8 protein-coding genes are annotated in these 4,705 nt (G+C 58.6%); all 8 read left to right on the plus strand.

Annotated elements, in window-relative coordinates; genetic code table 11:
• Nucleotides 1-513: GNAT family N-acetyltransferase (locus NWQ23_RS05165; protein ID WP_306165186.1), on the plus strand; the 513-nt coding region annotated here is incomplete at its 5' end.
• Complete coding sequence (locus NWQ23_RS05170; protein WP_306165187.1) at nt 510-806, plus strand: chorismate mutase; 297 nt, start codon at nt 510-512, stop codon at nt 804-806. The genes NWQ23_RS05165 and NWQ23_RS05170, both read left to right, overlap by 4 nt.
• Before the next feature lie 46 nt (nt 807-852).
• Nucleotides 853-1,269, plus strand: coding sequence for a 30S ribosomal protein S16 (gene rpsP, locus NWQ23_RS05175; protein WP_306165188.1), 417 nt, complete (start codon nt 853-855; stop codon nt 1,267-1,269).
• A 70-nt stretch (nt 1,270-1,339) separates the two neighbouring features.
• Complete coding sequence (locus tag NWQ23_RS05180) at nt 1,340-1,492, plus strand: hypothetical protein (RefSeq protein WP_306165189.1); 153 nt, start codon at nt 1,340-1,342, stop codon at nt 1,490-1,492.
• Nucleotides 1,485-2,003, plus strand: coding sequence for a ribosome maturation factor RimM (rimM, locus tag NWQ23_RS05185; RefSeq protein WP_306165190.1), 519 nt, complete (start codon nt 1,485-1,487; stop codon nt 2,001-2,003). Before NWQ23_RS05180 ends, rimM begins: the two co-directional genes overlap by 8 nt.
• On the plus strand, nt 1,993-2,805 hold the full coding sequence (gene trmD, locus NWQ23_RS05190; RefSeq protein ID WP_306165191.1) for a tRNA (guanosine(37)-N1)-methyltransferase TrmD: 813 nt from the start codon (nt 1,993-1,995) through the stop codon (nt 2,803-2,805). The genes rimM and trmD overlap by 11 nt, the downstream gene beginning before the upstream one ends.
• A gap of 133 nt (nt 2,806-2,938) precedes the next feature.
• Nucleotides 2,939-4,186: a peptidase T gene (gene pepT / locus NWQ23_RS05195; RefSeq protein WP_306165192.1), complete on the plus strand. Its 1,248-nt coding sequence runs from the start codon at nt 2,939-2,941 to the stop codon at nt 4,184-4,186.
• 341 nt (nt 4,187-4,527) lie between these two features.
• Nucleotides 4,528-4,705: 50S ribosomal protein L19 (locus NWQ23_RS05200; protein ID WP_306165193.1), on the plus strand; the 178-nt coding region annotated here is incomplete at its 3' end.

A 4,705-nucleotide genomic window follows, 5' to 3' on the forward strand; every position in this document is an offset into this window, starting at 1 on the left:
ATGATCCCGACACTGCACACCGAGCGGCTGACGCTGCGCCCCTACCAGCGGGCCGACTTTGATGCCTATGCAAAGTTCATGGCCAGCGACCGTGCTGTTCACATGGATGGCCCGCTTGACCGCGATAAGGCTTGGACCTGGTTTACAAACGACGTGGCGACTTGGGCGCTTTATGGCTTTGGTACACTCGCAATTGAATTGGATGGCGCATTGGCCGGTGGTGTGGGCCTTGTACATCCGCCCCATTTTCCAGAGCCTGAATGTGGCTGGTTTGTCTTTGACGCTTTCACCGGACAGGGGTTTGCGGTCGAAGCCGGACGCGCCATGCTCGATTACACCTTCGCCACGACGGAACTGACAACAATCGTCAGTTATATCAGCGCCGAGAATGTGGCGTCGATCCGCGTTGCTGAAGCTTTGGGTGCAATCCCAGACCCGACTGCTGCACGACCACCAGCGGATGATTGCGTTGTCTACCGCCATACCCACCCCGGCAACAGGAGTGTCTCATGACTGACGCCACCACACGCGCCGCCGAGATCCTCAAGGGTCACCGCGAAAGCATCGACCGGCTTGATGCCATCCTCGTCTATACCTTGGGCGAGCGGTTCAAACACACTCAGGCCGTGGGCAAGCTGAAGGCTGAACACGACCTGCCCCCATCCGACCCCGCGCGTGAAGAAGCCCAGATCGCGCGGCTCACCGACCTTGCAAGACGGGCCGATCTGGACCCTGAATTTGCCAAGAAATTTCTGAATTTCATTATTCAGGAAGTCATCCAACACCACAAACAACACCAATCCTAGGGTGGGTGAAACCCACACTAACAACCATCTTTAAGGAGAAAATCTGATGGCTATGAAAATCCGACTGGCCCGTGGCGGCTCTAAGAAACGTCCTCACTATGCAATCGTGGCTGCCGACAGCCGCATGCCACGTGACGGCCGCTTTATCGAAAAGCTGGGCACATACGCACCGATGCTGCCAAAAGACAGCGAAGAGCGCGTGAAAATGGACATGGAGCGCGTGCAGCACTGGCTGGGCCAAGGCGCTCAGCCCACCGACCGTGTGGCCCGTATGCTGGAAGCCGCTGGCGTTATGCCAAAGAAAGACCGTGTCAACCTCAAGAAGGGCACACCTGGCAAAGCTGCGAAAGCGCGCGCTGAAGAAAAGGCGGCCAAAGCGGCTGCGGCAGCGGAAGCGGCAGCTGCGCCAGCAGAAGCACCTGTTGAGGAAGCACCTGCAGCCGAAGAAGCCGCTGCAGAGTAAGCACTGCACTTTGATGGGTTGTCCGGCGTATCACGCCCGGGCAACCCCGACCCCGCTTTAGGGAAACCCCATGTTCCGCTTGTTGCGCACGTTCATTCTTGTGCTGTTTGCTTTTGTGGCAGGCATGCTGTTTGAACGTGAAAGCAGGCAAGAAACCTGCGAAGCTGGCGGTGGACTATGGATCGAGAATATCTGTGTTGGAGTGGAACTGACCAATGACTGACCGTGTCATCGTCGGCGCTATTGGCGGGTCCTTCGGGGTACACGGCGAAGTGCGGCTGAAATCCTTCTGCGCCGACCCCCAGGCCATTGCCGACTACACCCCGCTTTATACCGAAGAGGGCCGTGCCTTTGCCCAAGTGGTTCTGACGGGCCAGCTCAAGAACGGCTTTACCGCGCGTCTTGATGGCGTTGTCACAAAGGAAGATGCGGACGCCCTGCGCAATGTCAGCCTTTATGCCGAACGCGCTACGATGCCGTCACTGCCGGATGATGAATACTACTATGCCGACCTGATCGGCCTGACCGTACTCGATACAGGCGGCGCAACGCTTGGCACCGTCAAGAACGTGATGGACCACGGCGCGGGCGATCTGCTTGAACTGATTGTCCCCGGCCAGTCCGAGACGGTTCTGTTGCCCTTCACCCAAGCCGCTGTGCCGACCGTCGATCTGGCCGCAAAGCGCATCATCGCCGACCCGCCCGACGGGCTGTTTGCTTCCGATGACAGATAAGCCGTCCCGATCCGCTGGCCGCATCGCGGTCCGCCCGACGCTTAAACCGCGCGAGTTGATGACCGACACGCCCGATATTGCCGGATCATGGACAGCACAGTTGATCACCCTGTTCCCGCAAGCCTTTCCGGGCGTCTTGGGCGAAAGCCTGACAGGCAAAGCCCTGCAAGATGGGCTGTGGCAGTTGCAAACCTACAACCTGCGCGACTACGGCATCGGCAAACATCGCAACGTCGATGATACGCCTGCGGGCGGCGGCGCGGGCATGGTGTTGCGCGCCGATGTGCTGGAGGCCGCGATTATGGATGCGCGGCGTGGGGCGAAGGGGATCGTACCGCTGGTCTATCTGTCGCCGCGCGGCAAGCGTTTCGATCAGGCCATGGCGCGCAACTGGGCGCGGATGGATGGGGTCACCATGCTTTGCGGCCGCTTTGAGGGCGTGGACGAGCGGGTGTTGGAGCACTTCAACATCCAAGAGGTCAGCCTTGGGGATTTTGTCCTGACCGGTGGCGAGATTGCAGCGCAAGCGATGATCGACGCAACCGTGCGGCTGCTACCGGGTGTTTTGGGCAATGCCGAAAGTGCTGTTGAGGAAAGCTTTTCAACGGGACTGTTGGAGCATCCGCAGTATACCAAACCCGCCGATTGGCAGGGACGCGCGATCCCTGATGTGCTGTTGTCAGGCAACCACGCCAAGATCGCGGAATGGCGGCGTCAGATGGCGGAAAAGATTACGCGGGAAAAAAGACCCGATTTGTGGGCGGCCTTCGGCGAAAACAAAACGCACAAGCAGGATCAGTGATAGTGCGACCGGTGTTAGCGCACCAAGCCTGGCAACCCGATTTGCTGTTCCAAATCACCACTTCACCGCCCCCCATCTTGACACTTGTGCAGCAGTCATGCCTCCTCTCTCCCAGCCGCCTAGGAGCCCCTTCATGAACCAGTTCAACGCCGCGCTTACAGCGCGTCTTCTGCGCTACTGCGCCATCGACAGCCAATCGGATATGGACAGCAAATCCGCCCCGTCTACGCCCAGCCAACACGGCATGCTGGACCTAATGGTCGAAGAATTGGCGGCGATTGGGGCAACGGACGTCACAAAGACCAGCTATGGCACTGTGATCGCAACGATCCCGGGAACCGTCGAAGGGCCGACCCTTGGCTTTCTGGCGCATGTCGACACAGCGCCGCAATTCAATGCATCAGGTGTCAAGCCAAGGCTGATCGCAGGTTACAACGGCGGCACGATCACCTTTCCTGACGACCCGAACCTAAGCCTTTCGCCAGAGGAGTTTCCCTATCTGGCCAAAAAGGTCGGCGATGACATTGTCACAGCGTCCGGCTTGACCCTTCTGGGGGCTGACGACAAGGCAGGGATCGCGATCATCATGACCGCCATGCAGCATCTTTTGGAGAATTCGCAAATCCAACGGCCAACGATCCGCGTGGCCTTTACACCGGACGAAGAGATCGGGCGCGGCGTAGATGCAAGATTGCCCGAAGATCTGGGTGTAGATTTCGCTTATACTTTTGACGGCGAAGAACTGGGTGAAGTGATTTATGAGACTTTCTCGGCCGATTTTGCGGTCGTAACAGTCAAGGGTGTGTCCATTCACCCCGGCAACGCAAAAGATCGGCTGGTCAACGCAATCCACCTCGCGTCAAAGATTGTCGACACGCTGCCGCAGTCGCGCCTCACGCCCGAGACGACTGACGGCCATCAAGGGTTTATCCATGTGGTCGATATGAAGGGCAGTGCGGCAGAGATGGTGGTGCGGTTCATTCTGCGCGACTTCGAATTGGCGGGGCTTGAAGCCAAAGGTACGCTCTTGCGTCAGGTTTGCGAAACGATCGCGGCCACCGAACCGCGTGCCCAGATCAATTGCGAGATCACGCCGCAATACCGCAACATGCGGTACTGGCTGGAAAACGACATGACGCCGGTTGACCTTGCGCGCAGGGCGCTTGCCGATCTGGAGATACCAGAGAAATCCGTGCCGATCCGTGGCGGCACAGATGGATCGCGCCTGACGGAAATGGGCGTGCCTTGCCCCAATCTGTTCACCGGGATGCAGAACATTCACGGGCCGCTGGAGTGGGTTTCGGTGCAGGACATGGCACAGGCCACGGCTTTGTGCCTTCGGATCGCCGAACTTGCAGCAAAACCCAAGCCAGCGGTGTGAGGCTGGGGCGTCGTCATACCGCCCCAGGTCGGTCACATGATCTGTCCAGCCATGCCCCCGCTTAGCGCGCAGCCCAACTGCCCCCTTGATCACAACATGGCTTTCGCCTATTGAGCGGCATTCTCGGGCAGCATCGCTGATTCCGGGTGTTGGTTTATGGAACCACTGGATATTGAACGGGTCTTCGTTGATCCATCTTCACCAGACAGGCCGGACAACCACAAAAAACAAAGATGACGCATCTCTGGCGGGCGGCAGGACCGGACCCGATAACGACACAGAGCTCTACGGCACAAAGAAACGCTGCGGGACAACCCGTACCAGATAAAGGAGCGTGTCAGATGGACCTGATCGCACAAATCGAAGCGGAGCAAATCGCTGCGCTGGGGAAAGAAATCCCCGATTTCAAAGCGGGTGACACCATCCGCGTCGGTTACAAAGTGACCGAAGGCACACGCAGCCGTGTGCAGAACTACGAAGGCGTCTGCATCGCCCGCAAGAACGGCAAAGGCATCGCCG

It is taken from the genome of Yoonia sp. (assembly GCF_030731595.1).
GTDB lineage: Bacteria > Pseudomonadota > Alphaproteobacteria > Rhodobacterales > Rhodobacteraceae > Yoonia.